At 68.6% G+C, this 26820-nt stretch carries 25 protein-coding genes; 5 read left to right on the top strand and 20 right to left on the bottom strand.

All coding sequences use genetic code 11. The features are described from left to right. The 4 genes from FE811_RS13570 to FE811_RS13555 form a co-directional block, all read right to left on the bottom strand. Positions 1 to 505, bottom strand: a 505-nt coding sequence (locus FE811_RS13570; RefSeq protein ID WP_140847917.1) for a helix-turn-helix domain-containing protein, incomplete at its 3' end; no start/stop codon positions are given. Next, the gene (locus tag FE811_RS13565) at positions 505 to 1521 is read right to left on the bottom strand and encodes a TRAP transporter substrate-binding protein (RefSeq protein ID WP_036754479.1); all 1017 of its coding nucleotides are present in this window, start codon (positions 1519 to 1521) and stop codon (positions 505 to 507) included. The genes FE811_RS13565 and FE811_RS13570, both read right to left, overlap by 1 nt. 29 nt (positions 1522 to 1550) lie before the next feature. After that, positions 1551 to 3428: a TRAP transporter large permease subunit gene (locus FE811_RS13560; RefSeq protein ID WP_140847914.1), complete on the bottom strand. Its 1878-nt coding sequence runs from the start codon at positions 3426 to 3428 to the stop codon at positions 1551 to 1553. A 341-nt stretch (positions 3429 to 3769) separates the two neighbouring features. Then, positions 3770 to 5410: a bifunctional 3-(3-hydroxy-phenyl)propionate/3-hydroxycinnamic acid hydroxylase gene (locus FE811_RS13555; RefSeq protein WP_140847911.1), complete on the bottom strand. Its 1641-nt coding sequence runs from the start codon at positions 5408 to 5410 to the stop codon at positions 3770 to 3772. A gap of 276 nt (positions 5411 to 5686) precedes the next feature. Between FE811_RS13555 and FE811_RS13550 the strand changes: the two genes are divergently transcribed. Next, the gene (locus tag FE811_RS13550) at positions 5687 to 6325 is read left to right on the top strand and encodes a TetR/AcrR family transcriptional regulator (protein WP_114534776.1); all 639 of its coding nucleotides are present in this window, start codon (positions 5687 to 5689) and stop codon (positions 6323 to 6325) included. On the opposite strand, the gene FE811_RS13545 is transcribed toward FE811_RS13550, so the two are convergent. Further along, positions 6322 to 7080: an IclR family transcriptional regulator C-terminal domain-containing protein gene (locus FE811_RS13545; RefSeq protein WP_036754469.1), complete on the bottom strand. Its 759-nt coding sequence runs from the start codon at positions 7078 to 7080 to the stop codon at positions 6322 to 6324. The genes FE811_RS13550 and FE811_RS13545 overlap by 4 nt on opposite strands. A gap of 108 nt (positions 7081 to 7188) precedes the next feature. On the opposite strand from FE811_RS13545, the gene FE811_RS13540 reads away from it, so the two are divergent. Genes FE811_RS13540 through pcaF form a run of 3 tightly spaced genes read left to right on the top strand, consistent with a single transcriptional unit; the run spans position 7189 to position 9807 of the window. Then, positions 7189 to 7938, top strand: a complete 750-nt coding sequence (locus tag FE811_RS13540; RefSeq protein WP_140847908.1) for a 3-oxoacid CoA-transferase subunit A — start codon at positions 7189 to 7191, stop codon at positions 7936 to 7938. Next, the gene (locus FE811_RS13535) at positions 7935 to 8606 is read left to right on the top strand and encodes a 3-oxoacid CoA-transferase subunit B (RefSeq protein WP_140847905.1); all 672 of its coding nucleotides are present in this window, start codon (positions 7935 to 7937) and stop codon (positions 8604 to 8606) included. The genes FE811_RS13540 and FE811_RS13535 overlap by 4 nt, the downstream gene beginning before the upstream one ends. Before the next feature lies 1 nt (position 8607). Then, positions 8608 to 9807, top strand: a complete 1200-nt coding sequence (gene pcaF / locus FE811_RS13530; protein WP_140847902.1) for a 3-oxoadipyl-CoA thiolase — start codon at positions 8608 to 8610, stop codon at positions 9805 to 9807. A 204-nt stretch (positions 9808 to 10011) separates the two neighbouring features. Here the strand turns inward: pcaF and FE811_RS13525 are convergent, their stop codons facing one another. From FE811_RS13525 to FE811_RS13510, 4 genes are all read right to left on the bottom strand, one after another. Then, a complete protein-coding gene (locus FE811_RS13525; protein WP_140847899.1) occupies positions 10012 to 10899 on the bottom strand; it encodes a formylglycine-generating enzyme family protein in 888 nt (295 codons plus the stop codon). A gap of 59 nt (positions 10900 to 10958) precedes the next feature. Next, positions 10959 to 12677 carry an arylsulfatase gene (locus FE811_RS13520; RefSeq protein WP_140847896.1) on the bottom strand — a complete coding sequence of 573 codons (1719 nt, stop codon included), beginning with the start codon at positions 12675 to 12677 and terminating at the stop codon, positions 10959 to 10961. Positions 12678 to 12934: 257 nt separating this feature from the next. After that, positions 12935 to 14692, bottom strand: a complete 1758-nt coding sequence (locus FE811_RS13515) for an FAD-dependent monooxygenase (RefSeq protein WP_140847893.1) — start codon at positions 14690 to 14692, stop codon at positions 12935 to 12937. Between the two features lie 57 nt (positions 14693 to 14749). Then, positions 14750 to 15823 (bottom strand): maleylacetate reductase, encoded by a 1074-nt coding sequence (locus tag FE811_RS13510; RefSeq protein ID WP_140847891.1) that lies wholly within the window; start codon positions 15821 to 15823, stop codon positions 14750 to 14752. Positions 15824 to 15916: 93 nt separating this feature from the next. On the opposite strand from FE811_RS13510, the gene FE811_RS13505 reads away from it, so the two are divergent. Next, positions 15917 to 16867 (top strand): LysR family transcriptional regulator, encoded by a 951-nt coding sequence (locus tag FE811_RS13505; RefSeq protein ID WP_036754453.1) that lies wholly within the window; start codon positions 15917 to 15919, stop codon positions 16865 to 16867. A 4-nt stretch (positions 16868 to 16871) separates the two neighbouring features. On the opposite strand, the gene FE811_RS13500 is transcribed toward FE811_RS13505, so the two are convergent. From FE811_RS13500 to FE811_RS13450, 11 genes are all read right to left on the bottom strand, one after another. Then, a complete protein-coding gene (locus FE811_RS13500; RefSeq protein ID WP_140847888.1) occupies positions 16872 to 17204 on the bottom strand; it encodes a hypothetical protein in 333 nt (110 codons plus the stop codon). A 7-nt stretch (positions 17205 to 17211) separates the two neighbouring features. Beyond that, a complete protein-coding gene (locus FE811_RS13495) occupies positions 17212 to 18045 on the bottom strand; it encodes an intradiol ring-cleavage dioxygenase (RefSeq protein WP_219848884.1) in 834 nt (277 codons plus the stop codon). Between the two features lie 21 nt (positions 18046 to 18066). Continuing rightward, positions 18067 to 19107 carry a branched-chain amino acid ABC transporter permease gene (locus FE811_RS13490; protein ID WP_140847883.1) on the bottom strand — a complete coding sequence of 347 codons (1041 nt, stop codon included), beginning with the start codon at positions 19105 to 19107 and terminating at the stop codon, positions 18067 to 18069. 9 nt (positions 19108 to 19116) lie between these two features. Beyond that, on the bottom strand, positions 19117 to 19980 hold the full coding sequence (locus tag FE811_RS13485) for a branched-chain amino acid ABC transporter permease (protein ID WP_140847881.1): 864 nt from the start codon (positions 19978 to 19980) through the stop codon (positions 19117 to 19119). Beyond that, positions 19980 to 20693, bottom strand: coding sequence for an ABC transporter ATP-binding protein (locus FE811_RS13480; RefSeq protein ID WP_072461230.1), 714 nt, complete (start codon positions 20691 to 20693; stop codon positions 19980 to 19982). Before FE811_RS13480 ends, FE811_RS13485 begins: the two co-directional genes overlap by 1 nt. After that, complete coding sequence (locus FE811_RS13475; RefSeq protein WP_140847920.1) at positions 20690 to 21409, bottom strand: ABC transporter ATP-binding protein; 720 nt, start codon at positions 21407 to 21409, stop codon at positions 20690 to 20692. The genes FE811_RS13480 and FE811_RS13475 overlap by 4 nt, the downstream gene beginning before the upstream one ends. After that, the gene (locus FE811_RS13470) at positions 21409 to 22674 is read right to left on the bottom strand and encodes an ABC transporter substrate-binding protein (protein ID WP_140847878.1); all 1266 of its coding nucleotides are present in this window, start codon (positions 22672 to 22674) and stop codon (positions 21409 to 21411) included. The genes FE811_RS13475 and FE811_RS13470 overlap by 1 nt, the downstream gene beginning before the upstream one ends. Positions 22675 to 23011: 337 nt before the next feature. Next, a complete protein-coding gene (locus tag FE811_RS13465; protein ID WP_140847875.1) occupies positions 23012 to 23710 on the bottom strand; it encodes an ABC transporter ATP-binding protein in 699 nt (232 codons plus the stop codon). Further along, positions 23703 to 24494 (bottom strand): ABC transporter ATP-binding protein, encoded by a 792-nt coding sequence (locus FE811_RS13460; protein ID WP_114534762.1) that lies wholly within the window; start codon positions 24492 to 24494, stop codon positions 23703 to 23705. The genes FE811_RS13465 and FE811_RS13460 overlap by 8 nt, the downstream gene beginning before the upstream one ends. Next, complete coding sequence (locus tag FE811_RS13455; RefSeq protein WP_114534761.1) at positions 24491 to 25669, bottom strand: branched-chain amino acid ABC transporter permease; 1179 nt, start codon at positions 25667 to 25669, stop codon at positions 24491 to 24493. Before FE811_RS13455 ends, FE811_RS13460 begins: the two co-directional genes overlap by 4 nt. 4 nt (positions 25670 to 25673) lie before the next feature. Next, positions 25674 to 26591: a branched-chain amino acid ABC transporter permease gene (locus FE811_RS13450; protein WP_036754426.1), complete on the bottom strand. Its 918-nt coding sequence runs from the start codon at positions 26589 to 26591 to the stop codon at positions 25674 to 25676. Positions 26592 to 26820 lie beyond the last annotated feature (229 nt).

Genomic DNA, 26820 nt, shown 5'->3' with positions numbered 1-26820 from the left:
GGCGCAGCAGCGCGTCGCCCTCGGGCGCGGGCAGGGCGGCCAGGATCGCCAGCGCGCCCGCGCCGACGCCGGCCGGCTTGCGGTCGCCGCGCATCAGGGCGTGGGTGCGGATCGGGAAATCGCCCTCGATCCGCTCAAGGCACAGGGTATGGTCGCCCTGCGGCACGGTCAGCAGCAGTGTGTCGCCGGTCTGGCGTGCCAGCCGCTGCATCGAATCGCGGGCGTGATGCAGGATGCCGTGGCGCTCGGCGGCGAACGTGCCCAGCAGATAGGCCTCGGGGCCCAGGTGATAGCGCCGGCTGCGGCGGTCCTGCTCGACCATGCGCGCTGCGGCCAGGGCCAGCAGCAGCCGCCGCACCGTGGGCCTTGTCAGCCCCGAGGCGGCGGCCAATTGCCCCAGCGCCAGCCCCGCGTCGCCGCCCCTGCCGACCAGCGACAGCAGCGACAGCGCGCGCGCCACCGCCTGCGCGCCGCCGGTCGCTTCAGGGGCGGGCGCGTCCGTCATCAGGCCAGCTTCCGGCCGACGGCGGCTTCCAGGATCTCCCATGCCTCGTCGCCATAGGTCTTTTTCCACTCGGCATAGAAGCCGGCTTCGCGCAGCTTGTCCTCGAAGGGCTGCGGGTCCACGTCGTTGAAGACGAAGCCCTGGCTTTCCAGGTCGCCGCGCAGGGTGGCGTTCAGCGCCATGACATCCTCGCGCTGGCGTTCCGCGCCGGCGTTGAAATGCTTGGCGACGACCTGCTGCGCGTCCTCGGGCAGGGCGCCCCAGGCGCGGCGGTTGCCCAGCAGCCAGAACCCGTCCCACATGTGGTTGGTCATGGACAGGTATTTCTGCACCTCCCACAGCTTCGCGACCTTCATGATCGCCAGCGGGTTTTCCTGCCCGTCGACGATGCCGGTCTGCAGCGCGGTATAGACCTCGGCAAAGTTGATCGAGGCGGGCGCCGCGCCGAAGGCCGAGAACAGCGAGGTCCAGAGCGGGCTGACCGGCACGCGGATCTTGAAGCCCTGGAAATCCTCGGGCGTCTGGATCGGCTTGGTCGAGGTGGTGGTTTGCCGGAAGCCGTTGTCCCAGATCTTGTCCATCACCACCAGGCCGGCATTCTCGATCTGGCCGCGGGCATAGGCGCCCAGCTCGCCGTCCATCGCCTTCCACACGGTGTCGTAGTCGGGGAAGGCGAAGCCCACGCCGTTGATCGAGGCGTTCGGCACCAGCGTCGACAGGATCACCGGCGAAAGCTGGAAGAACTCGACCCCGCCCGAGCGCAGCTGGCCCAGCACGTCGGTATCGGCGCCCAGCTGGTTCGAGGGGAAGATCTGGATGTCCACCGCGCCCGAGGTTTCCTCGAGGATCGCCTTGACCGCCTCGGCCAGCCGCACGTTGCTGGGATGCTCCAAGGGCTGGTTGTTGGCGATCTTGTAGCTGAACTCGGCGGCGCGGGCGGCGCCCGGCCGGATGAAGGGCGCGGCAAGCGCGCCTGCGGCGGCACCCATCAGGATGCTGCGGCGGGTGATGGTCATGGTTTCCTCCTCCCCGAGGGTTGTTGACGTCAAAGCAAGGCGGTCGAGAACGCCGGCACTGCGGCGATGGCCAGCAGGCCGACCAGCAGCGCCGCCAGATAGGGCCAGATCCGGCGCATGACCTGGTCGGCGGGCACGTTGGCGATCTTGCAGGCGATGTAGAAGCCGATGCCGATGGGCGGCGCCATCAGCCCGATGTTCATCGCGGTGACGATGACCATGGCGTAATGGATGTCGTGGATGCCCAGGCCGCGGGCGATGGGGAACATGATCGGCGCCAAGAGCACGATGGCCGGCAGCCCCTCGAGCACGCAGCCGAGGATCAGGAAGATCAGGATCGAGGCCAGCATGAACACCATCCAGCCGCCCGGCAGGCCGGTGACGACGGCCATCAGGTCGCGGGCAAAGCCGGATTGTGTCAGCGCCCAGGCCATGGCCGAGGCCGCGCCCAGGATTAGCAGGATCGCGCCCGACATGGCCGCGGTCTCGACCAGCATGGTGCCCAGCCTGCGGACCGGGATGCCGCCATACAGCACGACGCCGATGACGAAGGCATAGACCACGGCGATGGTCGAGACCTCGGTTGCCGTCGCCACGCCGCCGCCGACCAGGCTGCGGATCATGAAGGGCAGCACCAGCGCCGGCGCGGCGATCAGCGCGGTCTTGCCGATCAGCGGCAGGGTGGCGGCGCGCACCCCCGACATGTCCTCGGCCCGCGCCTTCCAGCGCGCCAGCACCGCCAGCACGACCAGCAGCACCATGGCGATCACGAAGCCCGAGGTGAAGAGCCCGGCGATCGACACCCCGGCGACCGAGCCCAGGACGATCAGCACGATCGAGGGCGGCACGGTATCGGCCATGGCCGCGCCCGTCGCGAGCAGCGCCGTCATCTCGGGCGCGGAATGGCCCCGCCTGCGCATCTCGGGGAACAGCGCCGGGGCCACCGTCGCCATGTCCGAGACCTTGGAGCCGGAAATCCCCGAGACAAGGAACATCGAGCCCAGCAGCACATAGCTCATCCCCGCCTTGACGTGGCCGAGGAGCGAGGCGAGGAAATTGACGATGGCCTTGCCCATGCCGGTGGCGTCGAGGATGCAGCCCAGCAGCACGAAGACCGGGACCGACAGCAGGATCAGCGAGGACATCCCTTCGTCGATGCGGCCCATCATCACGAAGATCGGCGCATGGCTGGCGAAGGTCAGATAGGCCAGCGTCCCCAGCGCAAAGCAGAAGGCGATGGGCACGCCGATGCAAAGCAGCACCGCGACCAGCAGGCCCAGCCAGATCGGCAGGTTCCAGTTGCCGATGGACAGAAGCGCCGGCCGCGCGAACCACATCAGCGCCACCGCCGCCGCCGTGACGGCCAGGGTCGCGGCGATGATGCGCCATTCGCGCGACCGCAGGACCGCAATCACCGCCAGCACCGCCATCAGCCCGATCCCCGCCGGCAGGGCCGAGGCGCGCCAGGACATCGGCAGCCCCAGCGCCGGCGACCTGACGAAGCTTTCCTCATAGGCATATTCCACCGCGACCGGCAAAAGCCGCAGCAGCAGGACGCAGACCAGCACCTGCCCCGCCACCTCGGCCACCCGCGCCAGCCGCTCGGGCAGCAGCGGCAGGAACACGGTCAGGCGCATATGCTCGTGCCGGTCCACCGCCAGCGCCGCGCCCAGCATCGCCATCCAGATGAAGCTGATGGATGCGACCTCGTCGCCCCAGATCAGTGGCTTGGCCAGCACATAGCGGAAGAACACGTTCGCCAGCACGGTGACGATCATCACCGCCAGAAGGCCGGCGGCCAGGATCTCGACCGGGCGCATCCAGCGTTCGGCGCGCTTGGGCTCGGCCAAGGCCTCGATGCCGCCCAGGGCCAGCTCGCCCTCTGGCTGGGTGTCGGTCAGTTGCATCGCATCCCTCCCATGGCGGCGGGCCTCCCCTCCCTGCTGGCGATCCATGATATGGACATGACAGCTGCCGCGTTTTCGGGAATTTCTGGGCGATTCTCGGCAAAGTGCAAGTAAAAATTGCTGGGAGCCGGGCTTTCGGCCCTCTCTGGCCATTTTCTGCAGATATGTCATTCCATGTAATGGAATATCTTCTCCGGGCGGCAAACGACAACGGCCGCGCCAGGCCGGCGCGGCCGTTTCTGTCAGCGGGCTTGCGCACCGCGTCCATCGAATGGTGGTCTTGCCGTCGATGCGCTGGAAGGCACCGATCAGGCCATTTGCCCGGATCGGAGGCCCGCCCCTTACTCGGCCGCCAGCGCCGGGCTGTCGGCCAGGTCCAGCGCCTGCATCACCGCATCGACGCGCTGCCGGAAAGCCTCGGCGCTGTTCGCCGTGGCCGCGACATAGAAATCCGGCCGGATCAGCACGTATTTCGCGTCGATCTCGTCGAGCCAGCGCTTGTAGGTGCCTTCGGTGTCGATCACCGCGCAGCCGCCGCCGGGGGCGCAGACCTGCACGCCGAACCCCTCCAGCAGGTCGAGCTGCGCCCGCTGTCCGGGCGTCAGCGCCGCCAGCGGATCGGCCTCGTAGCCGATCACCACCCAGCCCCGGCCCACCGCCTGGTCGAAGCGGTCGCGCCGGCCCTTGTGCTCGACCACGCCCTGCACCGACAGCTCGCCCGCATGGGCGCTGGCCGGGCACCAGGCGCCGGGGCCGAGATGGCAGATGTCGGTCGGCACCGGCCGCTGGCCGCGGGCCTGAAGCTCGGCGATCATGCGGGCGTCGCGCGCGGCGGCCTCGGCCTCGTCGGCGATGCAGATGATGCTGCCCAGCTCCTGGCTGAAGTCGATGTAATGGCAGGCGTGGTCCTTGCGCTCGCTGGTATAGCTGTCCAGCAGGCCGAGGCCCGCCTTGCCTTCGAGGATCAGGTTCAGCCGCCAGGCCATGGCCACCGCGTCGCGGACGCCGGCGCACATGCCCTCGCCGGCAAAGGGCGGCATCAGATGCGCGGCGTCGCCGCCGATCAGGCAGCGGCCCTTGTGCCATTGCTTCGCCCAGCGGGCCTGGAAGCGATAGACGGCGGCGCGCTCCAGCTCGGCACTCTCGGAGGTCAGGCCCCAGGGTTGCAGCAGTTCCCACGCCCTTTCCGGGCTCTGCATCTCGGCCGCCGATTCGCCGGGCAGGACCATGAACTCCCAGCGGCGGCGGTCGGGCTGGCCGGGCTGCGGCGCGGGCCCGCCGGGGACGATGGTGGTCGGGCGCCTGGGGTCGCAAAGCTGCCATTGCGCCGGCTCATCCGGGCGCGAGGCGCGGTAGTCGAATTTCGGCAGCATGTCGAGGATCAGCCAGTCGAAGAAATAGCCCTTGTCCTCGTTCTCGATGCCAAGCGCATGGCGCACGAAGCTGTTGGCGCCGTCGGTGCCGGCGACGAATTTCGCCCGGATCGTCCGGCGCTCGCCGTCCGGGCCGACTTCCTCGGGGTTCTGTTGCAGCGCCAGGGTGACGCCCTCGGCATCCTGGTCCAGCGCGACGGCATTCCAGCCGCGCATCATGGTGATTTCCGGCATGCCGCCTGCCAGCTTTAGCAGGCGCTTTTCCAGTAGCGGCTGGTTGAACCAGTAGCGCACGCGCCAGCCGCTGGCCGACTGGCTCTGCCAGTCCACCACCTGCAGGTTCTCGCCCCTGGCGTTGCGCCAGTAATAAAGCTCGTCGTGATGGTTGATCGAGGGGTCGCTCTCGGCGTCGATGCCCAGCGTGGCCAGGATGCGCGCGATCTCGTGGTCGAAGGTCACGGCGCGCGGCAGATCGTAATGCGTGCTCCAGCGCTCGATCAGTGTCACGCGCTTGCCGCGCTTGCCCAGCAGGATCGCCAGCAGCGTGCCGACCGGGCCGGCGCCGACGATGGCGACATCGGTGTCGCTGGCTTGGGTTGATGGGGTCATCCTTGCTCCTCCCTGAAACGATTGCCGGGGTTCCGGCCCGATCGCCCGCGCTCCCCTTGCGGGCGGATCGGTCGGCGGTGAATTTGTTCTAAAAATGAATGATCGTCAACTTTGATTATAATTCAGACTGGCCAAGAGCTTGCAAACCATTGGCTGGACGCCAAAAACTCCCGCACTACCCGCGGCTTCTTGTCGCGCCGGCGGCGCAAGCCCGCCCCTCGGCTTGAGATCCGATTCGTTTCCGAATATGGTTCATGTCCGAATACGGAGCAGGACATGGCCGAGGCAGGGATCCAGGGCGAAGGCCGCGTGGCGCGGCGCCAGCGGCGCAACCGGGCGGCGCTGATCAAGGCCGCGCGCGAGATCATGACCGAAAAGGGCGCCGAAGCCGCCACCATGCTGGAGATCGCCGAGCGCGCCGATGTCGGTGCCGGGACGATCTACAACTATTTCCGGTCCAAGGACGAACTGGCCATCGCCGTGCTCGAAGGGCTGATGCACGACCTGGGGCTCAGCATCCAGGCCGTTACCGACAGGTTCGAGGATCCGGCGCAGGTCTATGCCTTCGGCATCCGCACCGTGCTGGACACCGCGACCGGCGATCCGCGCTGGCGGCAGATGCTGCACCGTTCCGAGGTGATCGCGGATGCGCTGTTCCGCATGATGGGCCCCTTTGCCATCCGCGACCTGCGCCAGGCCTCGGCGGCCGGCCGGTTCGAGGCCGAGGCGGCCGAACTGACCTGGCGGCTGACCTGCCACGCGCTGATCGGCGCCAGCCTGGCGATCACCGAGGGCCAGCTTTCGCCCGCGGAAAGCGAGCGGATCGTGGCCCGCCTGCTCTGCATGGCCGGCCTGGACCTGGCCAGCGCCACCGAGCTGGCCGGCCGGCCGCGCCCGCCGCTGCCCGGCCGCTAGCGCAGCACCCGGCGCAGCCCCTCCTGTACCCGGAGCAGCGCCGGCAGGTAGAGCGTGACCAGCTCCTCGGCCGAGGATTGCACCGCCGCCACCCCGGTATTCAGCGCCGCCACCACCCGGCCATGCGCATTCCAAAGCGGCACGGCAAGCGAGCGCAGGCCCAGCTCGACCTCCTGGTCGATCACCGCATGGCCGTCGGCGCGGGCCTGGCGGATGCGCGCCATGATCTCGTCCGGCGCGGTCAGGCTGTGGCGGGTGCGCGGGGTCAGGTCCGAGCGCTCGACGATGGCGCGCGCCTCGGGCTCGGGCAGGGCGGCCAGCAGCACCCGGCCCATCGAGGTGCAATGCGCCGGCAGCCGCGAGCCCGGCATCAGCCCGATGGACATCACCCGCCGCTGCGCCGCCCGCGCCAGATAGACGATCTCGGTCCCGTCCAGGATCGAGACCGAGGTCGATTGCCCGATCTGCTCGGACAGCTGGTCCAGCCAGGGCTGCACCAGCTGCGCCAGCGGCATCGCCGCCAGGGCCCCCATGCCCAGCCGCAGGATGCGCGGCGTCAGGGTGAAGAACTTGCCGTCGTAATCGGCATAGCCCAACTCGTGCAGGGTCAGCAGGCAGCGCCGTGCCGTCGCCCGGTCCAGCCCCGTCGCCTCGGCCACCTCGGCGATGGAAAGGCGCGGGCGTTCGGCCCGGAACGCCTCGATCACGCCAAGCCCCTTGGCAAGCGAGGCGATGAAGTCGGTCTTGTTCACCATGCGCACAGGTTTTTACGCAGTTTGAACAAATGTCAACATACGCACGAAACCTCTGGCCTCGCGGCGGCCAGGCGCGCATGACATCCCCGGAACCCGCAGGAGGAGTTCATGGACAAACGCATCCCCAACCTGGTCGAGGCGGTCGCCGGCATCCCGGACGGCGCCACGGTGATGATCGGCGGCTTCGGCGGCTCGGGCGCGCCGATCGAGCTGATCCACGCGCTGATCGACCGCTATCTGGCCACCGGCAGCCCCAGGGACCTGACCGTCATCAACAACAATGCCGGCAACGGCCATGTCGGCATCGCGGCGATGATCGAGCAGGGCATGGTCCGCAAGATGGTCTGTTCCTTCCCGCGCTCGGCCGATCCGCGGGTCTTTACCGAGAAATACCTGGCCGGAGAGATCGAGTTGGACCTGGTGCCGCAGGGCACGCTGGCCGAGCGCATCCGTGCCGGCGGCGCGGGCATCCCCGCCTTCTACACGCCCACCAGCTATGGCACCGACCTGGCCCGCGGCAAGCCGGTGGCCGAGTTCGACGGCCGGCCCTATGTGCAGGAACGCTGGCTCAAGGCCGATGTGGCGCTGATCAAGGCCGAGCTGGGCGACCATTACGGCAACCTGACCTATCGCATGGCGGCGCGGAATTTCTCGCCCCTGATGGCGATGGCGGCGGCGCGCACCATCGCGCAGGTGACGCGGGCGGTCGCGCCGGGCGGCATCGACCCCGAGCACGTGGTGACGCCGGGCATCTTCGTCTCTGGCATCGTCGAGGTTGCGAACCCGGCGCAGGAAGAGGCGCTGAACCGCGCCGATGCGGCCTATCCCCCCGTCCGTCCCCAGGAGGTGCAGGCATGACCCGGAAACTGACCAACGCCCAGATCGCCTGGCGCGCGGCGCAGGACATCGCCGACGGCGCCTATGTGAACCTTGGCATCGGCTTTCCCGAGATGGTGGCCAAGTTCCAGCCCCCCGGCCGCCAGGCGGTGTTCCATACCGAGAACGGCGTCCTGGGCTTTGGCGAGGCCCCGCCCGCGGGCCAGGAGGACTGGGATCTGATCAACGCCGGCAAGAAGGCGATCACGCTGAAGCCCGGCGCGGCCTTCTTCCACCATGCCGACAGCTTCGCCATGGTGCGCGGCGGGCACTTGGACGTGGCGATCCTGGGCGCCTACCAGGTGGCGCAGAACGGCGACCTGGCGAACTGGTCCACCGGACCCAAGGGCGTGCCGGCGGTCGGCGGCGCGATGGACCTGGTGCATGGCGCCAAGCGCGTCGCGGTCATCACCGATCATGTTACCAAGGACGGCAAGCCCAAGCTGCTGGAAGCCTGCACCCTGCCACTGACTGGGGTGGGTTGCGTGACCCGCGTCTATACCTCGCTCGCCGTGGTGGACGTGCAGGACGGCCGTTTCGTGCTGCGCGAGAAGCTGCCGGCGATTTCCCTTGACGACCTGCAAGCCGTGACCGGCGCGCGGCTGCACCTGGACGGTGCGGTCGGCGACCTGGTCGTGCCGGAGCTGTGACATGACCGAAGTCTTTATTTGCGATTACATCCGCACCCCCATCGGCCGTTTCGGCGGCGCGCTGGCCTCGGTCCGCGCCGACGACCTGGGCGCCATTCCCTTGCGGGCGCTGATGGCACGCCATGCCGGTCTCGACTGGCAGGCGGTGGACGACGTGATCTACGGCTGCGCCAACCAGGCCGGCGAGGACAACCGCAACGTCGCCCGCATGTCCTTGCTGCTGGCGGGCCTGCCGGTCGAGGTGCCGGGCACGACGGTCAACCGGCTCTGCGGCTCGGGCATGGACGCGGTGCTGGTCGCCGCGCGCCAGATCGCTGCGGGCGAGGCCGGGCTGATGATCGCCGGCGGCGTCGAGTCGATGTCGCGCGCGCCCTTCGTGCTGCCCAAGGCCGAGAGCGCCTTCAGCCGCCATGCCGAGATCCACGACACCACCATCGGCTGGCGCTTCGTGAACCCGGCGATGCAGGCGGCCCATGGCACCGACTCGATGCCGCAGACCGGCCAGAACGTCGCCGACGACTACGGCATCTCGCGCGAGGCGCAGGACGCCATGGCGCTGGCCTCGCAACAGAAGGCCGCGGCGGCCATCGCCAGTGGGCGGCTGGCGGCCGAGATCGCGCCGGTGACGATCCCGCAGCGCAAGGGCGCGCCGGTGGTGGTCGATACCGACGAACACCCCCGCGCCACCACGGCCGAGGCGCTGGCCAAGCTGCGCCCGCTGTTCCCGAACGGCTCGGTCACGGCGGGCAATGCCTCGGGGGTGAACGACGGGGCGGCGGCGCTGATATTGGCCTCGGAGGCGGCGGCGAAGCGGCATGGCCTGACGCCAATCGCTCGGGTGCTGGGCGGAGCGACGGCGGGCGTGCCGCCGCGCATCATGGGCATCGGCCCGGCGCCGGCGTCGCAGAAGCTGATGGCGCGGCTGGGGCTGACCCCGGCGGATTTCGACGTGATCGAGCTGAACGAGGCTTTCGCGGCCCAGGGCCTCGCCACGCTGCGCCAGCTGGGCATTGCCGACGACGACCCGCGGGTGAACCCGAACGGCGGCGCCATCGCGCTGGGGCATCCGCTGGGCATGTCCGGCGCCCGCATCACCGGCACGGCGGCGCTGGAACTGGCGCGGACCGGCGGGCGGCGCTCGCTTTCGACCATGTGCATCGGCGTCGGCCAGGGCATCGCCGTGGCGCTGGAGCGGGTCTAGGCCGCTGGCGGCGGCGGGGGCCTAGCAGGCTGCTGAAAAAGTCCTTGCGACAGGACAGCGCGGGCGGGGAACCGGGAAATCCGCCTCAAATTTGCCGAAAACACCCCATTTTCGGGCCGATATCAGCTGGATCCAGAACGATTTCCGCTGCGTCGCCCTCTCAAAATCCTTTTTCAGCAGCCTGCTAGTGCTTCCGCCGCGCGGCTAGAGCCGCCGGATGCAGCGAAAGCCCAGGTGCCCGGTGGTCATGTCCGTCTGCTGCGGATGGCGGGCGGCCGGGCGGTAGCGCTGGCAATAGTTCGGCGCGCAGAGATAGGAGCCGCCCTTGATGACCTTGGTCGCGGCGCCGCTGGCCTGCGGCTTGCGGCAGCAGCTGCGCGCGGGCTCGGCGCGGGGCGCGGCATAGTCGTCCAGCGTCCATTCCCAGACATTGCCGATCATGTCGAAAAGCCCGTAGCCATTGGCCGGGAAACTGCCGACCGGAGAGGTGCGGGCGAAGCCGTCCTCGAGGTCGTTGACGAAGGGAAAGGCGCCCTGCCAGGTGTTCGCCATGTGCCGGCCGTCCGGCGTCAGGCTGTCGCCCCAGGCATATTCCGCGCCCGCGAGCCCGCCGCGCGCGGCGCATTCCCATTCCGCCTCGGTCGGCAGCGCCTTGCCGGCCCATTCGGCATAGGCCAGCGCGTCGGCCAGGGCGACATGCACCACCGGGTGATCCCCAAGCCCCGCAAGGTCGCTGGCCGGGCCGGCCGGATGCTTCCAGCAGGCGCCGGGCACCAGCCGCCACCAGCTGGCCGGGCCTTTCGGCACCGTGCCGGGCAGCGGCGGGGTGAAGACCGCCGAGCAGGGCTCGACCATGCGGCCGGGGATCGAGGGGTGCGGCTGCGGCCGCTCGGCCTGGGTGACATGACCGGTCGCGGCGACGAAGCGGGCGAATGCGGCATTGGTGATCGGGTGGCGGTCGATGAGGAAGGCCCCGACCTCGGCCGGGCGGACGGGCCGCTCCTCGGGATAGAAGCGGTCCGAGCCCATCAGGAAGCGGCCGCCTGGGATGGGCACCATGTCGCCGGGGTCGTGCTGGCGGGCCAGGGTCATGGCCGGTCCTTTCGATAAGGCCCAGGGGCGGCGATGCCCCTGGGCCGGATTGCATGGCCTCAGCGGGCGCCGGCCGGATGCGGGCGCGGGAACAGGTATTCGGCCTCGTTGGAATAGACCATCTGCGGTGCCAGCCCCTCGTTCCAGTAGATGCCGAAGCGCTCCTGGCAATCCTGCCAGTCGGCCTTCAGCCCTGCCAGCCTTTCAGGCTGATCCGCCGCCAGGTCGCGATTCTCGGCCGGGTCGGCCTTGATGTCGAACAGCTCGAAATCGCCGGTGCCCCAGGGCTTGTTGCTATGCACCATCTTCCAGCCGTCCTTCCAGACCGAGACGCGGCCGAACAGCTCGGTGCAGACCGGCTCGTCCTGCGGGCGCGCCGTCTCGGCCCGGCCCTCCAGCCAGGGCCGCAGCGAATGGCCGGTCATCTGCGCCAGCGCGATGCCGTCGCGCTGCGCGGGCGGCGTGGCGCCGGCCAGGTCCAAGAGCGTGGGCGCGATGTCGGTGACATGCACGAACTGGTCCAGCCGCGCGCCATTCTTCCAGCCGGGATAGGAGATGAAGGCGGGCGAGCGGGTGCCGCCCTCGTAGGTATAGCCCTTGACCATGCGGAACGGCGTCTGGCTGACCGAGGCCCAGCTGGGGCCATAGCCGAAATACGAGCCCTGCCTGCCCAGGTTCTCGAGCGAATTGTCGAAGGCGCGGTCGATCCATTCCCGGTTCAGCCCGCCCATGATGTTTTCGGGCAGCTGGCCCTCGGCGCCGTTGTCCGAGAAGAAGATGAAGATGGTGTCGTCGTATTCGCCCTTCTGCTTCAGGTGATCGACAAGGCGGCCGACGCTCTGGTCGATCTCGTGGATCATGGCGGCATAGACCTCCATCTTGCGGGCCTCGGTGGCGCGCTGCGCCGCGTCGAGCTCGCTCCAATGCGGCCACAGGTCGGGGGTGGTGTTCGGCTGCACGTCCGGGCCGATCAGGCCCAGCTCGCGCATCCGCGCCAGCCGTGCGTCGCGGATCGCGTCATAGCCGGCATCGTATTTGCCCTTGAACAGCGCGATGGATGCGTCCGGGGCCTGCAAGGGCCAATGTGGCGCGGTATAGGCCAGATAGCCGAAGAAGGGCGCGTCGTCGGCGGCCGAATCGATCTGGTCGATCAACTGCGCGGTGAAGTAATCCGTCGAATAGGTGAAATCCTCGCCCAGCTCGATCGGCTGGTCGTCGGCGGTATAGTTCGCCTTGGGCAGCGCCTCGATCATGCCGGTCTGGTCGAAATGATGCGCGCCGCCGTTCATCATGGCGAAGGAGCGCTCAAAGCCGCGGGCGTTCGGGCGCTGGCCCTCCTTGCCGCCCAGATGCCATTTGCCCGAGATATAGGTGTGATAGCCGCTGTCGCGCAGCACCTCGGGGAAGCTGACGACCCGCTCGTTCAGATAGCCCTCGTAGCCGGGATGGCCGCGCTGCTCGTCAAGGATTTCCTCGGCCATGCTGCCCAGGCCCGCGACATGGTTGTCGGTGCCCGACATCAGCATGGACCGCGTCGGCGAGCAGGTCGGCGCGACGTGGAAATTGGTCAGCTGCACGCCGTCCCCGACCAGCGCATCCAGGTTCGGCGTCGGGATTTCGCCGCCGAAGGCGCCCATATCCGAATAGCCCATGTCGTCGACGACGATCAGCACGATGTTGGGGCGGGCGTCCTGCGCCAGCGCCGGATGGGCGATGGCCAGCGTCGCCACGCTCAGCGCAAGGCGCGGCAAGGTGGCCAGTCTTTTCGGCTTCGTCATGTTCTTCCTCCTCCTCCTGTTCGCGAAGGAGCGACCCGGCAGGGCGGCGCCGCTGCTGCCGGCCTGTCTTTCCGGGTCTCCTCCCCCCTCGGCAGGGTTAGCAAAGGCGGGCGGGGCACAGCATGACATGATCGGCGGGTAATATGCCGCGATGTTATATCGGGCCCCGCGCGCCGGCCCGCGGCGCCCCCCCTGCCGGGGCGGGTTGCGGCATGCCGCCGGGCGCGTGCTTGCGGAACGCGCCCGGCCGCCGGGGCTCAGCGCGCCAGCACCTGGCGCAGCACGCGGGCCAGTTCCGCCTCGGGCTGCGCGACCAGGCCGGTCGCACGCCAGCAGACATGGTGGTCGGGGCGCACCAGCAGGCAGCCGTTATCCTTGATTTCCGAGGCGCGGGCCCAGTCGCCGCTGTGGTCGACATAGGTCTGGCGCGGGCCGATGACATGGGCGACCAGGTCGATGCCCAGGTCGCGCGCCACCTTGCCGGCCGCCTCGGCCCAGGCTTCGCCGCCCAGCCCGGTCAGCAGGGTGAAGCGGCCATGGCCGCACAGGTCCAGGGTCGAGACCTCGGCCCCGTCGTCGTGGCGATACAGCCAGGCATGCGGCAGGCGGGCGCCCGGCCAGGTCGTCGGCTGGTAATGCAGCTCGGGGTCGAGCTGGAAGTCCGGCTCCAGCTGGTCGTCGGTCACGATGGCGTCCGAGCGGTAGCGCTGGTTCATCTCGACGCCATGCGCGTCGAATTCGTATTTCTTGAAGGCGATGGCCTTGCGGATCGCCTCGCGCTGCAACTCGGCCGCGGGCGTGCCGTCGGTGCGGGCTTGCAGGTTCTTCTGCATCTGCACCGGGTCCACCCCCTCGGCCATGCCGAGCGCGGCAAAGATCGGGCCGGTCTCGGTGATGGACTGGTTGGCGCGGGTCACGATCTGCCTGGCCACCGGCGCGCGTTCGGCGTCATAGCTGTCCAGCAGCCGCTCGCCCGCCTGGCCCTTCAGCACCAGGGCCAGTTTCCAGGCCAGGTTGAACGCATCCTGGATCGAGGTGTTCGAGCCCAGCCCGTTCGACGGCGGATGCCGGTGGATCGCGTCGCCCATGCAGAACACCCGCCCGTTCGAGGTCCGGGTGGCGTAGAAGTTGTTCACCGTCCAGGTGTTGGCGGACAAAAGCTCGATCTTCAGCTCGGGATCGCCGACCAGCTGGCGGGCGACGCCGGTGGCGAATTCCTCGGTCACTTCCGGTTCGGGGCTGTTGATGTCATAGCCCCAGACGATCAGCCATTCGTTCCAGGGCCGCACCATGCGCACCAGACCCATGCCGATGCCGCCGACATCGGCGCCGGGCTGCATCACCCAGTAAAGCACCGAGGGGCGGTGCGCGACGTATTTCGACAGGTCGGCCCGGAACAGGATGTTCATCGAGCCGCCCACGCCCATCCTGCCCTCGAAGGGCAGGCCGGCATGTTCGGCGACCAGCGACTTGCCGCCATCGGCGCCGACCAGGTATTTCGAGCGGATGGTGATCTCCTGCCCGGTCAGCCGGTCGCGGCAGGTGGTGGTGACGCCGGTCTCGTCCTGCTCGTGGCGCAGGTATTCGGTGGAAAGCCGCCCCTGCGTGCCGCGCGAACAGGCGGTCTTGAACAGCAGGGGCTCCATATAGGTCTGCGGCAGGTCGTTCATCCGGGTGGGCGAGGACATCAGGTGTTCGGCCTTGGACAGCGGATGGTTGCCCCAGGCCTTCAGCCGGCCGATCTCTTCCCCCGCCAGGCTTTCGCAGAAGATGTTCTCGCCCATCAGTTCCTGATGGGTGGCGAACATATAGGCCTCGTCCTCGACGTCGCGGCCAAGGTCGCGCAGCACCTCCATGGTGCGCTGGTTGGTGATATGGGCGCGGGGCGTGTTGGCCAGCCAGCGATAGCGGTTCACCGCCATGTTGGCGATGCCGTAGCTGGACAGCAGCGCGGCGGTGGCCGAGCCGGCCGGGCCGGTGCCGATGATCAGCACATCGGTGATGATATCAGTCATTCGGGGTCTCTCCTCCCAGAGGTTTTCGTCGAAACGGGTGGTCGCGCGGGCGGCGGCTCAGCGGCCCGGCGCCTCGCCCGCCCAGGCGGCGGCCAGCAGCCGGCGCAGGGCGTCGCGCTCGACCGGGCGCGGGTTCCAATAGGGGTTGCGGGTGGCGATCTCGGCGGCGCGGTCCAGGTCCGCCTCCTTCAGGCCCAGGTCGCGCAGCGCCAGCGGCGCGCCGCTTTCGCGGGCGAAGCGGTGCAGCGCCTGGCCGGGATCGGCATCGCCGAAGATCTCGGCCACCGGCGCCAGCAGCTCGGGCACCGCCTGCGCGTTATAGGCGATGGCATGGGGCAGGATCACGGCATGGGTTTCGGCATGGGGCAGGTCGAAGCTGCCGCCCAGCGTGTGGCAAAGCTTGTGGTGCAGCGCCATGCCGACCTGACCCAGCACCGAGCCGCAAAGCCAGGCGCCATAAAGCGTCTCGCCCCGCGCGGCCAGGTCGCCGGGCGCGGCGATGACGCGGGGCAGGGCGTCGCGAAAGGCGCGCAGCCCCTCGACCGCCATCAGCGAGGTCAGGGGCGAGCGGTCGCGGGCGTAAAGCCCCTCGGCGGCATGGGCCATGGCGTTGAACGCGCTGGTCACGGTCATGGCCACCGGCAGGGTGGCGACCAGTTCGGCATCGTAGAGGATGACCTCGGGCTGCACGCGGCGGTCGGTGATGGTGGTCTTCAGCCCGTTTTCGGTCTGGCCCAGGATCGGCGTCGCCTCGCTGCCGGCATAGGTGGTGGGCACGACGATCTGCGGCAGGCCGGTGCGCAGCGCGATGGCCTTGCCGAGGCCGGTGGTCGAGCCGCCGCCCACCGCGACCAGCACGTCGGCGCCGATGCTGCGGGCATGTTCGGTCGCCTGTTCCGAGACCTCGACCGGGGTGTGCATGATCGCGCCGGTGAACCGGCCGGCCGCGCGGTCGCCGCAAAGCGCGGCGAACTCATCGGCCATCCCGGCCTGCTGCTGCGTCGTCAGGATCAGCGCGCGGCGGGCGCCGAGCGCGTCGATCTCGTCGGCGATGCTGTTGCGCAGGCCGCTGCCGAACCGCACGCGGACGGCCGGGCTTTGCGCGGTGAATTCCTCGCGGAAAAAGGACACTGGTTTTCCTCCCTCGATCCTGGTCCTGGGCAAGCTACACCGGCCAAAGACAGATATTGATCGGATGAACGGAACATAATATGATAATGAGTTATGAAAATTGACAGCGAACATCTGGAAATCCTGGCGGTGATCGTCGAGAAGGGCGGGCTGACCGAGGGGGCCGAGGCGCTTGGCAAGTCGCAGCCCTCGGTCTCGCGCAGCATGGCGCTGCTGGAAAAGCGCATCGGCATGCCGCTGTTCCAGCCCGGCCGCCGGCCGCTGCGCCCGACCGAGCTGGGGCTGAGCCTGGCGCGGTTCGGCGCCCGCATCCGCGCTGCCAACCAGGAGGCCAGCCTGCTGGTCCAGCGCTTCCGCAAGGGCCATGCCGGGCGGCTGCGGGTCGGCGGCTCGCCGATCTTCATGGACGGGGTGGTCTCGACCATGATCGCGGATTTCCAGATGCGCCACCCCGAGGTGCAGATCGACCAGTCCTATGGCTATGTCGACACGCTGGAGGCGTCCTTGCGCAATGGCGCGCTGGACATGGCGATCCTGCCCCTGCATCCCAGCCAGGTGCCGCCGGGGCTGAGCTTCACCCCGGTCCTGCCCAGCCGCAACGTGGTCGCTGCCCGCGCAGGCCATCCGCTGACCCGGCGCAAGGCCATCGCCCAGGCCGACCTGGCGCCCTATACCTGGATCGCGCCGCCGGCGAACAGCCCGCTTTACCGCGACCTGGAGCGGGCGCTGAAATCCATCGGGCAAGAGGATTTCAACGTCAGCTTCTCGGGCGGCACGCTGGCCTCGATCCAGTCGGTGATGGCGGGTTCCGACGCGCTGACCGTGCTGCCCTATTCGGTGGTGTTCCTGTCGCGCCGCAGCGTGCCGATGGAGGCGCTGCCGCTGCGCATCGACCACCCCGAGCGGCAGCTGGGCCTGCTGATGCCCGAGAACCGCCCCGGCCCGCCGGCCATGCGCCAGCTGATCGCCTTCCTGACCGAGGAATTCGCCCGGCTGACCGCGCGGATGGAACACGACCAGCAGGTGACGCGGAGGCGCGGCTGAGGGTCTATTTCAGCGCCAGATAGGTCTCGGGGTCCAGCATGCCCACCCGCACCGCGACGTCGAGGCCGCTGGCCTGTTCCAGCATCTGCCGCATGGTCCCGGCGACGGCGCGGATCCGTTCCGGCGTGCGCTCGCTGCGCGGCAGGATCAGCAGCTCGGCATTCACCTGCGGCTGGTCGGGCAGGCCCACCACCGGCAGCGCGGCGATCTGGCAGGCGCTGGCCTCGACCGCCAGCCCGTCGCACAGCAGGTCGCGCAGGCGGGGCAGCGCGTCCTCGATGGCGTCGCGGCAGGCGGCGAGGCGGGTTTCGTCGATATAGATCTTGACGTTGGGCATGATCGGCTCAGGCAGGGACAAGGATGAAGTCGAAGGGCGAGCGCCAGAGGGTGTCGCCGTCGATACGCTGGAAGGGGGCGATCAGGGTCTCCTTGACGCCGAAGACGGTATCGTCGGCGATATAGTCGTCCTTGGCGACGAAGGTATGGGTGACGACGCGCTGATAGCCCGGCGCCGTCACCATGTAATGCATATGCGCCGGCCGATAGGGATGGCGGCCCAGCTTGCCCAGCATCTGCCCGACCGGCCCGTCGTCGGGGATCGGATAGCTGACCGGCTTGATGCCGATAAAGCTGTAGCGCCCGTCCGGCCCGGTGACGAAGCGGCCGCGATTGTTCCATTTCGGCTGGATGCCCGGCTGCTGCACGTCATAGAAGCCGTCGGCATTGTCGGACCAGACATCGACGGTCGCGCCCTCGACGGGATTGCCGTCCAGGTCCAGCACCCGGCCCTCGAACAGGCAGCTTTCGCCCTTGCCGTCCAGGCTGATGCATGCGCCCATCTCGCGGATCGGCGCGCCCTCGACATGGAAGGGGCCGAAGACGGTGTTTTCCGTCGCGCCCTCGGGGCGGCGGTTGTTGATCGCATCGACCAGCATGGAAAAGCCCAGCACGTCCGAGAGCAGGATGAACTCCTGCCGTTCGCCCGAGCAGATCTGGCCGGTGCGGGTCAGGAAGTCGATGCCGATCTCCCATTCCTCCTGGGTCAGGGCGATTTCCTTGGCGAAGGCGTGCAGGTGCTTGACCAGGCAGGCCATCACCTGCCGCAGCCGCGGGTCGATGGCCTCGGCCATGCGGGCGTTCACCGCCTCGACCGAGCCTGCTTCGGTGAAATAGGACATGATGCTTTCCTTTCTTGAATCTCAGGGCCGGAGGGCCGGTGCAGGGTCGGGGGCGCGGTGGCCCAGCGGCAGAAGCTCCAGCCCGGTGCGCCCGGACAGGCTGCCCCAGATGCCGCGCCGGGCGAACAGCATGACCGCGATGCCGAACAGGCCCAGCACGATCAGATAGGCGCTGCCGTAATCCGACAGCAGCCGCTCCAGCGCATAGAACACCACCACGCCGACGATGGGGCCGGGCAGGGTGCCGATGCCGCCGATCACCACCACGAACAGCACGAAGGCGGTCCAGTCCACGAGCGAGAAGGCCGCGTCCGGGGTGATGCGGGTGATCTGGATGAACAGCAGCCCGCCGCAAAGGCCGGTGCCGAAGGCGGTCAGCAGAAAGACCAGCGCCTTGAGCCGCACCGGATCGACGCCCACCGAACGCGCGGCCATGGCATTGTCGCGGATCGCCTGCAATCCCAGCCCCATGCGCGAGCGCAGGAAGGCCCAGGACATGCCCAGCGTCACCAGCACCAGCCCCAAGGCCAGCCAGTAAAGCACGATGTCGCTGGCCGCCGCGCTGGAGACGCCCAGCCATTCCTTGACCGGCCCGACGCCCAGCATGTCGCGCGTCGTGCCCTTGGGCAGCGAGGTGCCGGTGCCGCCGCCAAGCGCCTTCCACTGGCTCAGGCCCAGCCGGGCGATCTCGGCCGCGACCCAGGTGCCGATGGCGAAATAGGCGCCGTTCAGGCGAAAGACGAAACAGGCCACCGGCACGGCCAGCGCCATGGCGACCAGCCCGCCCAGCAGCACGCCGGCCAGCGGGTCCAGCCCGAACAGGATGACGGCGGCGAACATGGTATAGGCGCCGATGCCGACGAAGGCCTGCTGCCCGACCGAGACCAGCCCGGCAAAGCCCGCCAGCATGTTCCAGTTCAGCGCCAGCACCAGCAGGCAGAGGATGCCGAACAGGTCCTGCACCACGGCGCGCGGGCCGATCAGCGGCACCAGCGCCAGGGCGGCTGCGGCAAGGACGGCGAGCGCCAGGGGGCGATATGCGGGAAAGGTGGTTTTCATCATGGCGCCCTTTCAGTCGATGGCTCGGGGGAACAGCCCGCGCGGGCGGACCATCAGGATCAGCACGAAGGCGACATGCCCGGCCAGGATCTGCCATTCCGGGTTGACCGCCGCGCCCATGGTCTGGGCAAGGCCGATCACCACGCCTCCGGCCAGCGTGCCCCAGAGGCTGCCCAGCCCGCCGATGATCACCGCCTCGAAGGCATAGAGCAATCGCGCCGGCCCGATGGACGGGTCGAAATTCGCCCGCGTGCCCAGGTAGAGCGCGGCGATGGCGGCGACGACCAGGGCGATGCCGGTGGCCATGGCGAAGATGCGCTGCGGCCGGATGCCCATCAGCTGCGCCGTCACCGCATCGTCCGAGGTGGCGCGGAAGGCGCGTCCCAGCGCGGTGCGGTAGAACAGCAGGTTCAGCCCCAGGATCACCGCGACCGCCGTGGCCAGCGTCATCACCGGCATCACGCCCATATGCACCTGCCCGACCGTGACCGAGGCGGATTCGACCGGCCCCGCCGCCAGCTTGCGGCTGTCGGCGGTAAAGGCGACAAGCAGCCCGTTCTGGATCACCACCGAAAGCCCGAAAGTGACCAGCAGCGGCGGCAGGATGTCCTCGCCCAGCACGCGATTCAGCAGGCGGGTCTGCAAGAGCCATCCCAGGCCTAACATCAGCGGCATGGCGATCAGCGCCGCGACAAAGGGGTTCATGCCCGTCACCGTGCCCAGGCCGAGGATCAGATAGGCGCCCAGCACGATCAGGTCGCCATGCGCCAGGTTCACCAGCCGCATGATGCCGAAGACCAGGCTGAGCCCGGCGGCGAAAAGCGCGTATAGCCCGCCCAGCAGCAGGCCCTGCACGATTGTATCCAGCGAAAACATCAGTGGGTCGCTCCGAAATAGGCGTCGTGGATCGCGTCGCGCGACAGCTCGGCCGGCCGGCCGGACAGGGTGATGCGGCCCTCCATCATGCAATGCACGTAATCGGCCACCTTCAGCGCCTGGCTCACGTCCTGCTCGATCACCACGATCGAGGCGCCGCTGGCGCGGATCTCGGGGAAGGCGGCATAGATCTCGCGGATCACCACCGGGGCGAGGCCGAGGCTCAGCTCGTCGCACAGCAGCACGCGCGGATTGGACATCAGCGCCCGGCCGATGGCGACCATCTGCTGCTGGCCGCCCGACAGCGCCGTGCCGGGATGGTCGCGCCGCTCGCGCAGGACGGGGAACAGGCGATAGACGCTTTCCAGGTTCCAGTGCCCCTGGATGCGGCGCGCATGGGCGCCGATCAGCAGGTTTTCCTCGACGCTGAGCGAGGGGAAGAGCCGCCGCCCCTCGGGAACCATGGCAATGCCGGCCATCAGGATGTCGGGCGCCGGGGTGCCGGTGATGTCGCGCCCGTCCAGCCGGACGCGGCCGGCGCTGATGCGGGCGATGCCGGTGATCGCCCGCATCAGGGTGGTCTTGCCGGCGCCGTTGGCGCCGATGATGGCCACGACCTCGCCCTGCTCCAGCGCCACGTCGACGCCGAACAGCGCCTGGAAATCGCCGTAATGCGCAGTCAGGCCGGAAACCGACAGGATGGGTTCGCTCATACCTCGGCCCCCAGGTAGATCTCGCGCACCTCGGCCGAGTTCATCACCGTTTTGACGTCGCCGACCATCAGCAGCCGGCCGAAATTCAGCACGATCAGCCGGCCGACCACGCTGTTCAGCGCATGCAGCACATGCTCGATCCAGACGATGGCGGTGCCCTCGGCATGGATGGCGCGGATGGTGGCGACCAGCTCGACGCATTCGGCATCGGTCAGCCCGCCGGCAATCTCGTCGAGCAGCAGCACCCGCGGCCGCGTCGCCATGGCGCGCGCCAGCTCCAGCCGCTTGCGGCTGAGCAGCGGCAGGCCGCCGGCGGGACTGTCGGCCACGCCGGCCAGCCCGGTGCGGCGCAGGATCTCCATGCAGAACCCCGGCGCCTCGGCCGCCGCAAGCCCGCCGCCGAAGCGCGCCGCGACCAGCAGGTTTTCATAGACCGACAGGTGGCCGAAGGGCTGCGGGATCTGGAACGAACGGCCGATGCCCGCCGCGCAGCGCGCCATGACCGAATCGCCGCTGACATCGCGCCCGTCCAGCAGGATCTGCCCGGAATCCGGCCGCAGGTTGCCGGTGATCAGGTTGAACAGCGTCGATTTCCCGGCGCCGTTGGGGCCGATGATGCCAAGCGCCTCGCCCGGTTGCAGGTCGAAGCTGACATCGTCGGTGACTTTCAGCGCGCCGAAGCTTTTCGACACGGATTGCAGCGAAAGCAGCGCCATCACGCCAAGGTCCGAATGCTGTCGCCCAGCGGGATCTCGGGCGCCAGCGCGTTCTCGACGATCACCAGATCGAAGCCGCCGTCCTGCTTGCGGCGCCATTGCCCGCCGACCAGCGGCGTCTTGGCGACGTTCCTGCGGGCGAATTCGGGCACGTTCTGCTGCCCCCAGGCGACGCGGCCGACCACGGTCTGCAGGTCGGTGGCGGCGATGGATTCGGCCAGCGCATCGCCGTCGGTCGGGTCGTCCGTGCGGCGGATGGCGTCCGCGGCGACCTCGAACAGCGCATGGACGAAGCCGGCGGGCTGGGTCCATTGCCGCTTGGCCGCGGTTTCGAAATCGGCGGCCAGCTCGCCCGCGCTTTGCCCGGTCAGGGACGAGCGGAACGGGTGCTGCGGCGACCACCAGACCTCGCAGGTCAGGTTGTCGCCCAGCTCGCCAAGCGCGGCGATGCTTTCGGGAAACAGCAGCGCCTTGGCGACCGAGACCAGCTTGGGCCGGTAGCCCTGCTGGCGGGCCTGGGTCCAGAAGGTGGTGAAATCCGGCGGGATCGGGATGCCGACCAGGATCTCGGCCTGTGCCTGCTTAAAGGCGTTGATCTGGGCGCTGAAATCGTCGGTCAGGTTCTGGTAGCGGCCCGGATCGGTCAGCCGATAGCCGGCCTCGGCCAGCGCGGGCGGCATGCCCACGTCCGAGGACCAGGCATTGCCGTCGCTGTCGTTGGGCCAGAGCGCGCCGACCGATTTGTTGGTCTGAACGGCGTCCCACATGTTCATGAAGACGCGGACATTGTCCTCGAGCCCCCAGAAGAAGTGATAGACATAGTCGAATTCCTGCCAGCTTTCCGGGTCGGCCGGGTTGCCCTGCTGGCCGATGAACCAGGGCTGCCAGGGCGCCACGGTCGAGATCACCGGGATCTCCTCGGATTCCGCCACGCTGCACACCGGGTTGGTGGTCTCGGGGGTGGATGCCACCAGGATCAGGTTCACCTCGTCGCGGCTGATCAGTTCGCGCGCCACCTCGGCGGCGCGGTTGGGGTTGGACTGGCTGTCCTTGACGATGACCTCGACGTCCAGGCCAAGGCCGGGCGCGGCGGCCAGGAACTGCCTGACGGTGAAGGCGTCCGAGGCCGAAAAGGCCGAAAGCGGCCCGGTCTGCGGGCTGACATAGCCGATCCTGATCGCCTTGCGCTGCGCCAGCGCCGGGCGCGCCAGCCCCAGCCCCGCCAGCGCCGCGCCCGAGGCGATGAATGTCCGTCTGTTGAGCATTGCCTAACCTCCCATGATCCGCCGCATCCCGTCGCGGTGGCGCGGCCCTCCTCTGGCCGGCGCCTGCGGCAAGCGTCCTGAGGCAGCACTCTATCTTGGGGAAGGCGGCCATATCATCGCATGGTCGCGCAGAAATATACCCTTGGGTTATATCCATGCGGGTTGCATCCGCGCGCGGAGCGGCACCGATCCCGCCGATTACTGCGGCGAAGATCCGGCCCGGCCTTTCCGCGACGCGGCAAGAAGCGCCGCCCCGCCGGGGGACGGCGCTGCAAGGCATTCACCTTGGCCGGGGCCTGCATGGGAAGGGTCGGCGGGGGGCGAACCGTCCCGGCGGTCACAGGTACATGTGCCGGATCGTATCGTCCCGCAGCATCTCGGCGCGGGTGCCGCTGACCGCGATCCGGCCGCGCACCAGCAGATAGCCGCGGTCCGAGATCGACAGCGCGGTCTCGGCATTCTGCTCGATCAGCAGCACGGTCTTGCCCTCGGCATGGATGCGGACCACGGTCTCGAAATATTCGTCGATCAGCTTGGGCGACAGGCCCAGCGAGGGCTCGTCCATCACCAGCATCTCGGGATCGCCGATCAGCGCCCGCGCCAGCGCCACCATGGCCTGTTCGCCCCCGGACATGGTGTTGGCCTGCTGGTTCATCCGCTCGCGGATGCGCGGGAACATGTCGTGGATCAGCTCCAGCCGGGTCTCGAAGGGGATGGCGCAGCCCGAGGCGTCGTAGCCGAGCTTCAGGTTTTCGCGCACGGTCAGCGAGGGGAACAGCCGCCGCCCCTCGGGGACGAAGCCGACGCCGAGCGCGGCCAGCTTTTCGGTGCCCAGCCGGGCGATGTCGCGGCCCATCATCCGCACCGCGCCGCCGTCCAGCGGCAAAAGCCCGGTCAGCGCCTTGAATGTGGTGGACTTGCCGGCGCCGTTCGGGCCGAGCAGGCAGACCAGTTCGCCCTTGCCGATGGTCATGCTGACCCCGCGCAGCATGGCGACGGGACCATAGGAGGTGCTGACGTTGCTGAGTTCAAGCATGTTCGACCGCCTTCTGTCCGAGATAGGCTTGCTGCACGCGGGGAAGCTGGCGCACGGTGGCGAAATCTCCCTCGGCGATCTTCTTGCCATAGTCGATCACCACGACATTGTCGGGCAATTCGGCGACCAGCCGCATGTCGTGCTCGATGATCAGGAAGGACAGGCCGGGATTGTCGGCCATGACGCGGCGAATATCGGCCATCAGCGCCGCCGTGTCGCGGTCGTCCATGCCGGACGAGGGCTCGTCCAGCAGGATCAGCTTCGGATGCGAGGCCAGCGCCCTGGCGATCTCCAGCCGGCGCCGGTCGGCCTGCGGCAGGATGCCGGCGGGCTGGTAGCGGCGGGCGAAAAGCTCGTCCGAGATGCCGCGCAGGATCGTCTCGGCCTCGGCGGCGCAGGCCTCCAGCTCGCGCCGGGACTTCGCCGGGCGCAGCAGCGCGGTCAGCACGCCGGTGCGGGTGCGGCCATGCATGCCGATGATGACGTTGTCGAGGATCGACAGGTCCTCGAACAGGCGCGAGGACTGGAAGGTGCGGGCGATGCCGCGCGCGGCGATCCTGTGGGCGGGCAGGCCGGTGATCGGGTCGCCCTGCAAGGCCACGGTGCCCGAGGTCGGGCGGTAGATCCCGGTAATCAGGTTGAACAGCGTGGATTTCCCCGCCCCGTTCGGGCCGATGATGCAGGTGATGGTCGAGGGGGCGACGGTCAGGTCGACGGCATCGACGGCGACGAGGCCGCCGAAGCGGATGCCGAGCCCGCTCAGTTTCAGCAGCGGCGTGGTCATCGCTGGCCTCCGTAATGGCGCTGGCGTTGCGGGAACAGCCCCTTGGGGCGCAGGATCAGGAACAGGATCACCACGACCGAGACGAACAGCAGGCGGTAGTCGGAAAACACCCGCAGCTTTTCGGGCAGCATGGTCAGCAGGAAGGCGCCCAGGATCACCCCCAGCGTGTTGTCCATGCCGCCGACGATCACCATGGTCATGATCGTGACCGAGACCAGGAAGGTGAAGTTGTCGGGCGAGATATACGAGATGTAGAAGGCATAGATCGTGCCGGCGAAGGCGGCCAGGAAGGCGTCCACGCCGAAGGCCAGGATCTTGTACCAGACCACGTTGATGCCCTGGCATTTCGCCGCCAGCTCGTCGGCGCGAATCGCGTTCCAGGCCAGGCCCACGCGGCTTTCGTGCAGCCGCTTGGCCGACAGGATCGCCAGCCCCAGCAGCGCCGCCGAGAGATAGTAGAAATTCGCCTGCGACGGCAGCCGGAAGCCGAAAAGCTCGATGGGCCGCATGAAGGAATGGCCCAGCAGGCTGGGCGCCGGGATGCCGACCAGGCCGTTCGGGCCGCCGGTCCAGCTGAGGTTGTTCAGCATCTGGTGGATGACGATGCCGAAGGCGATCGTCACCAGCGCCAGGTAGCTGTCGCGCGTGCGCATCGACGGGATGCCCAGCAGGAAGCCGAAGACGGTGGCGACGATGGCGGCGGCGGGCAGCGTCGCCCAGAAGCTCCAGCCGAGATGGATCGCCAGCAGCGCCGAGGTATAGGCGCCGATGCCATAGGTCGCGCCGGTGGCGAAGTTCGGGATATTGGCCGAGCCGAGCTGGAAGTTCAGCGCCAGGGCCAGCACCGAATAAAGCAGCGAGACGATCAGCAGGTGCAGCGCATAGGTGTTGCCGCCCAGGAAGAACGGGTAGATCAGCACGATGGCGACGGCCAGCGCCGTGGCCAGCCCGCGCGCGTCGTGGAAGGCGGCGACGATCACCTCCTCGATCTGCGGGCGATACTGCAGGGCCGCGAACAGCGCGCCCATCACCGCCAGCAGCGCCACCACCAGCGGCGTCGATTCCGCCAGCAGAAAGGCGCCCAGCAGGATCGCGCCGCCGATCTCGGTCGCGGCGACGATCAGGCTGGCGGGCAGGGCCGTGCGGCTGTGGATATTGGTCAGGGTCGTGGACATCGGCTCAGACCTTTTCGAAGACGGGCTTGCCCAGCAGGCCCGAAGGCCGCAGGCACAGCATCAGGATGACGAGCAGGAAGGCGAAGACGAGGCGGTATGAGGCGCCGTCGGCGATGTTGGCCTGCACGATGCTTTCGATCCCGGCGATTGCCAGCGCGCCGAGGATCGCCCCGGTCATCGAACCCAGCCCGCCGATCACCGCGGCGGAAAAGCCGATCAGCCCCAGCTGCACGCCGAAGTCGAATCGCACCACCCCGGCATGGCTGGCAAAGAACAGCGCCCCCAGCGCCCCCGCCGCCGAGGCGAGGAAGAAGGTGAAGGCGAAGATGCGCGAGGGCGTGATCCCCATCAGCCGCGCGGTCGCCGCATCCTCGGCCACGGCGCGGATGCGGGTGCCGATGGGCGTCTTCTGCATCAACCCATACATCAGCGCCACGACCAGCACGGTCGTGCCGACGATCAGCACCGGCTGGGCGGGCAGGCGCAGCGGGCCGATCTCCAGGAAGCCCTGGGCGATGGCCGGGAACGCCTTGGGGTTCGAGCCCTGCGGATAGAAGCCTCGGATCAGCTCGCGGATCACCGTGCCCAGGGCCACGGTGGCCACCAGCGCCATCATCGCCGGCGAGCGGCGAAAGCGCGAGATCACCAGCTTGTCCGCGCCGATGCCGATCAGCCCCGTGACCAGGATTGCGATGGCCAGCGCCGCCAGGATGGGCAGGACGCCCATGGCGCCTCCGGTGATGCCGAAGATCGCCTGCAGGCTGCCAAGCGCCACGAAGGGGGCGATCATCGACACGTCGCCATGCGAGAAATGGATGACGTTGAGCAGCCCGAAGAGCAGGCTGAACCCCAGCGCCACCAGCGCGTAAATACTTCCCAGAACCAGCCAGTTAAGCAGGTGCTGGAGGATCAGACTTTCCATGTCGTCCTCCCGTGTTGATGCGTTGGATTGGTTTTTCCGACGAAGATGACGGCGGGATCGCCCGTCAGGCAAATGAAATGCTGGGCCGGATGCTTCGTATTTTTTGAGGCACTGGTTCAGTTAATGCGACTTCTCAGCCGGGCGGAAATCGGTCGATGTTCGGGGTGCGACAACAAGCCGCGAGGCCGGCAGACCAGCGCCCGGCAAGGGCGCCCGGCCGGGCAACGCG

It is taken from the genome of Paracoccus sp. FO-3, assembly GCF_006386455.1.
GTDB lineage: Bacteria > Pseudomonadota > Alphaproteobacteria > Rhodobacterales > Rhodobacteraceae > Paracoccus > Paracoccus versutus.
This window is presented reverse-complemented; position numbering and strand designations above follow the sequence as displayed.

Excerpts from the sequence above, each read along its gene's own strand:
- FE811_RS13450 (WP_036754426.1), bottom strand. The coding sequence starts at position 26,591 with ATGGAAAGTCTGATCCTCCAGCACCTGCTTAACTGGCTGGTTCTGGGA.
- pcaF (WP_140847902.1), top strand. The coding sequence starts at position 8,608 with ATGACCGAAGTCTTTATTTGCGATTACATCCGCACCCCCATCGGCCGT.
- FE811_RS13475 (WP_140847920.1), bottom strand. The coding sequence starts at position 21,409 with ATGGCGCTGCTTTCGCTGCAATCCGTGTCGAAAAGCTTCGGCGCGCTG.
- FE811_RS13485 (WP_140847881.1), bottom strand. The coding sequence starts at position 19,980 with ATGTTTTCGCTGGATACAATCGTGCAGGGCCTGCTGCTGGGCGGGCTA.
- FE811_RS13495 (WP_219848884.1), bottom strand. The coding sequence starts at position 18,045 with ATGTCCTATTTCACCGAAGCAGGCTCGGTCGAGGCGGTGAACGCCCGC.
- FE811_RS13565 (WP_036754479.1), bottom strand. The coding sequence starts at position 1,521 with ATGACCATCACCCGCCGCAGCATCCTGATGGGTGCCGCCGCAGGCGCG.
- FE811_RS13540 (WP_140847908.1), top strand. The coding sequence starts at position 7,189 with ATGGACAAACGCATCCCCAACCTGGTCGAGGCGGTCGCCGGCATCCCG.
- FE811_RS13545 (WP_036754469.1), bottom strand. The coding sequence starts at position 7,080 with ATGGTGAACAAGACCGACTTCATCGCCTCGCTTGCCAAGGGGCTTGGC.
- FE811_RS13525 (WP_140847899.1), bottom strand. The coding sequence starts at position 10,899 with ATGACCCTGGCCCGCCAGCACGACCCCGGCGACATGGTGCCCATCCCA.
- FE811_RS13550 (WP_114534776.1), top strand. The coding sequence starts at position 5,687 with ATGGCCGAGGCAGGGATCCAGGGCGAAGGCCGCGTGGCGCGGCGCCAG.
- FE811_RS13560 (WP_140847914.1), bottom strand. The coding sequence starts at position 3,428 with ATGCAACTGACCGACACCCAGCCAGAGGGCGAGCTGGCCCTGGGCGGC.
- FE811_RS13460 (WP_114534762.1), bottom strand. The coding sequence starts at position 24,494 with ATGACCACGCCGCTGCTGAAACTGAGCGGGCTCGGCATCCGCTTCGGC.
- FE811_RS13500 (WP_140847888.1), bottom strand. The coding sequence starts at position 17,204 with ATGCCCAACGTCAAGATCTATATCGACGAAACCCGCCTCGCCGCCTGC.
- FE811_RS13555 (WP_140847911.1), bottom strand. The coding sequence starts at position 5,410 with ATGACCCCATCAACCCAAGCCAGCGACACCGATGTCGCCATCGTCGGC.
- FE811_RS13535 (WP_140847905.1), top strand. The coding sequence starts at position 7,935 with ATGACCCGGAAACTGACCAACGCCCAGATCGCCTGGCGCGCGGCGCAG.
- FE811_RS13480 (WP_072461230.1), bottom strand. The coding sequence starts at position 20,693 with ATGAGCGAACCCATCCTGTCGGTTTCCGGCCTGACTGCGCATTACGGC.
- FE811_RS13520 (WP_140847896.1), bottom strand. The coding sequence starts at position 12,677 with ATGACGAAGCCGAAAAGACTGGCCACCTTGCCGCGCCTTGCGCTGAGC.
- FE811_RS13515 (WP_140847893.1), bottom strand. The coding sequence starts at position 14,692 with ATGACTGATATCATCACCGATGTGCTGATCATCGGCACCGGCCCGGCC.
- FE811_RS13465 (WP_140847875.1), bottom strand. The coding sequence starts at position 23,710 with ATGCTTGAACTCAGCAACGTCAGCACCTCCTATGGTCCCGTCGCCATG.
- FE811_RS13455 (WP_114534761.1), bottom strand. The coding sequence starts at position 25,669 with ATGTCCACGACCCTGACCAATATCCACAGCCGCACGGCCCTGCCCGCC.
- FE811_RS13505 (WP_036754453.1), top strand. The coding sequence starts at position 15,917 with ATGAAAATTGACAGCGAACATCTGGAAATCCTGGCGGTGATCGTCGAG.
- FE811_RS13490 (WP_140847883.1), bottom strand. The coding sequence starts at position 19,107 with ATGATGAAAACCACCTTTCCCGCATATCGCCCCCTGGCGCTCGCCGTC.
- FE811_RS13470 (WP_140847878.1), bottom strand. The coding sequence starts at position 22,674 with ATGCTCAACAGACGGACATTCATCGCCTCGGGCGCGGCGCTGGCGGGG.